The organism is Intrasporangium chromatireducens Q5-1 (assembly GCF_000576575.1).
Classification (GTDB): domain Bacteria; phylum Actinomycetota; class Actinomycetes; order Actinomycetales; family Dermatophilaceae; genus Intrasporangium_A; species Intrasporangium_A chromatireducens.
Window position 1 is genome coordinate 1 of sequence record NZ_AWQS01000346.1, and the last position, 3,082, is coordinate 3,082.

General features: G+C 72.6%; 5 protein-coding genes. 4 read left to right on the plus strand and 1 reads right to left on the minus strand.

The genetic code is table 11. The features are described 5' to 3' along the window. Positions 1 to 52 precede the first annotated feature (52 nt). The 3 genes from N864_RS20720 to N864_RS20730 are packed head-to-tail and all read left to right on the plus strand — an operon-like array spanning position 53 to position 1,232. Positions 53 to 496 carry a DUF6278 family protein gene (locus tag N864_RS20720; RefSeq protein ID WP_155893042.1) on the plus strand — a complete coding sequence of 148 codons (444 nt, stop codon included), beginning with the start codon at positions 53 to 55 and terminating at the stop codon, positions 494 to 496. A gap of 42 nt (positions 497 to 538) precedes the next feature. Further along, positions 539 to 934, plus strand: a complete 396-nt coding sequence (locus tag N864_RS20725) for a VOC family protein (protein WP_034721845.1) — start codon at positions 539 to 541, stop codon at positions 932 to 934. Between the two features lie 49 nt (positions 935 to 983). After that, entirely contained in the window at positions 984 to 1,232 is a 249-nt protein-coding gene (locus tag N864_RS20730) for a DUF2630 family protein (RefSeq protein ID WP_034721846.1), read from the plus strand. A 28-nt stretch (positions 1,233 to 1,260) separates the two neighbouring features. Here the strand turns inward: N864_RS20730 and N864_RS20735 are convergent, their stop codons facing one another. Further along, entirely contained in the window at positions 1,261 to 1,668 is a 408-nt protein-coding gene (locus N864_RS20735) for a VOC family protein (protein ID WP_051518883.1), read from the minus strand. 192 nt (positions 1,669 to 1,860) lie between these two features. Here N864_RS20735 and N864_RS20740 point away from each other — a divergent pair. Continuing rightward, positions 1,861 to 3,082, plus strand: a 1,222-nt coding sequence (locus N864_RS20740; RefSeq protein WP_051518884.1) for an SWIM zinc finger family protein, incomplete at its 3' end; no start/stop codon positions are given.

Genomic DNA, 3,082 nt, shown 5'->3' on the forward strand with positions numbered 1-3,082 from the left:
AGGGAGAGGCCGAACGGGCCCGCGGCGGGCCTCCGGCGGGCACACTGGGGCCATGACGCCGACGAGGTTCTGGCGACCGGGCCGTCGATCCGAGCGGGCTCGCGGGATGGCCGTCTTCGGGCCGAGCGGCTTCGACGAGCCGCAGAACCTCGCGGAACTGCTCCACCGGCACGAGCGGCTCGCCAGCTGGCTCGCCGCCGACGGACGTGCCCTTCGGCACGACAGAGCAGGAGTGGCCGAGGTCGACTCACTCCTGGACGGCTGGCGGGACGACCGCGAGATCGGACCGATGGTCGGCAACGAGGTCGGCCCCTACCTCGGCTGCGTCGTGGTCGACGCCGTGCCCGAGGCCCACTGGTCGGTCCGGCCCAACGGCCAGCCGGTGGTCAGCGTCGCCGGGCAGGAGCTCAACGTCATCGAGATCGTTGCTCGCCGGCTGGACACCGGGCACCCACGACTGCCCGACGTCCTCGACGGGGCGACCGAGCGGCGCTGAGGCGTCGCCGAGCCCACAGAGAAGGAACGGACAGGAGGACCCATGTCACGCGTCGCCCACTTCGAGATCCAGGCCGACGACCTGGACCGGGCCAGGAAGTTCTACACCGATGCCTTCGGCTGGACCTTCGAGGACTGGGGCCAGGTGACCGGCTCACCGTACTGGGGCATCCACACCGGCCCCTCGGACCAGCCCGGCATCGATGGCGGGCTGCTGCGTCGACCGGCCCCCGCACCCGCGCCCGAACAAGGCGTCAACGGCTACGTCTGCACGATGCTCGTGGACGACTACGACGCGGCCGAGAAGCGCATCCTTGCCGCCGGCGGGACGGTGGCCCTGCCGAAGACGGCGCTGACCGGGATGGCGTGGCAGGGCTACTACCTCGACACGGAGGGCAACACCTTCGGCATCCACCAGCCCGACGAGAACGCGCGCTGAGGCGGCTGCCCGTCGGGTCCACCTCGTGGATCCGTGCCATAGTGACGAGATGGCTGACGACGCCTCGATCCAGGAGCACATCAGGCACCTCATCGACGAGGAGCACCGGCTGCGCGCCTCTCGCGAGTCCGGCTCGATCGGAGGGGACGAGGAGCAGGGCCGCCTCGGACAGATCGAGGTGGAGCTCGACCAGTGCTGGGACCTGCTGCGTCAGCGCCGAGCGAAGCGGGAGTTCGACGAGAACCCCGACGAGGCGCAGGTGCGGCCGCCCGGCGTGGTCGAGGGCTACCAAGGCTGACGCGGCGCGCGGGCGCGCTGCCGCTCGCTCAGCGCCAGGCGTCGGGGCTGGGTCGGCACAGGCAGAACAGGTGGCCGGCGGGATCGGCATAGACGCGGAAGCCCCGCTCCTCCCCCGGCTTCGGGTCGCTGGTCGGGTCGAGGGCACGACCGCCCAGCTCGACGACGCGCGCGTGCGCCGACTGGATGTCCTCAACGAGGAAGTCGATGTGGGCCTGCAGCTCACCGTCCTGCCAGCTCGGCGGCCGGTGGTCCGGCGCGTGCTGGAAGGCGAGGTCGGGCCCGTCCCAGTGCAGCGACACCCAGTCGCCCTCCGGGTCTGCGTCGACCTCGCCACCGAGCAGGCCCGCGTAGAAGCGCGCGAGCTCCACCGGCTCCTTGCAGTCGAACGCGATGTTCCCGAAGCTCACTTTGGCCACGGCGGGCGCCTCACTCATTGTTCCTCCTTGTCGGGACGGACAGCGGTGCCCGTCGGGCCATAGCGTGCCACCAGAGAGGGCCGGTTGCCGAACTGAAACGGGGCATGTCGAGGCCGCCCTGGACATCGTGGGTTTGACTTGGGAGGGATTGTCCGGTAATGCCCGATTTTGGTTCCCAGTGTCGGCTCCCTGGGCGATGATGTGCCCGTCATGTCTCGGTGGACCGCACAGCAGGTGGCCGCTCTGGCCCCGGATGCCGCATCGCTGGCGGCTGCCCGCAAGCTGGCCCGCCCGGGCCCGTGGTCGGAGGCCGGCGCCAGCGACACCCTCGTCTGGGGCAGGTGCCAGGGCTCGGGCAAGACGCCCTACCAGGTCAGCGTCGACCTCACCGGGCCGGCGTTCCGCTGCTCGTGCCCGAGTCGGAAGTTTCCCTGCAAGCACGCCGTGGCCCTGCTTCTGCTCTGGGTCGAGGGCGGCGGGTCGGTCGCGCAGACCGACCACCCCGCCGGCTTCGCGCAGGAGTGGAGCGCTGAGCGGGCCGCCCGGGCCGAGGGGCAACGGGCGGAACGCGCCGCCCGAGCCGACAAGCCTCCCGACCCCGCGGCGCAGGCCCGGCGACTGGAGGAGCGGCTCGCGCTGATGAGCGCCGGCATGGCGGACTTCGCGCTCTGGCTCGAGGACCTGGCCCGCAACGGCACGGCCTCAGCCCGAGCGCAGCCCTACTCCTGGTGGGACACGACGGCGGCCCGGCTCGTCGACGCCCAGCTGCCCGGGCTCGCCGACCAGATCCGGACCATGGCCTCCGACGTCAGCGGGCGGCCCGACTGGCCGGTCCACCTGCTCACTGCGATGGGGCGGTGGTGGGCCGCGACCCGCGCCTGGGCCAGGCGAGCTGCGCTCGATGCCGCGGAGCTGGGCGACCTGCGCGCCTTCATCGGCTGGGCGGTGCCGAGCGAGGCCGTGCGAGAGGCGGACTCGGTCACCGACCGCTGGACGGTGCTCGGGGCGCACCGCACCGACGACGGCCGGCTCCAGCAACAACGGACGTGGCTACGTGGGGAGTCGTGCGGCGAGACGGTGCAACTGCTCGACTTCGCCGCGGGTGGCCAGGTGCTGCCGACCAGCCGCGTCGTGGGCTCGGTCCTGGGCGGGACGCTGGCCCGCTATCCGGGCCGCGCCGTCCGTCGAGCGACGTTCGTCGACGAGCCGGTCCTCGTCGAGAGCACCGGCTCGCTCGGACCACCGGGCGCAGAGGAGTCTGCCGGCTCGATCGACGCTGCGGACGCCCTCGCGGCCCGGGTCTGGGCGGCGAACCCGTGGGCGCGGCGCGTGCCCGTCGTGCTGGCCTCGGTCCGCGCAACCACGGTCGACGGCGGCCACGGTGGTGACGAGGCTGCAGACGGTGATGGCGAGAGCGGCGCCGCCCGCGCCG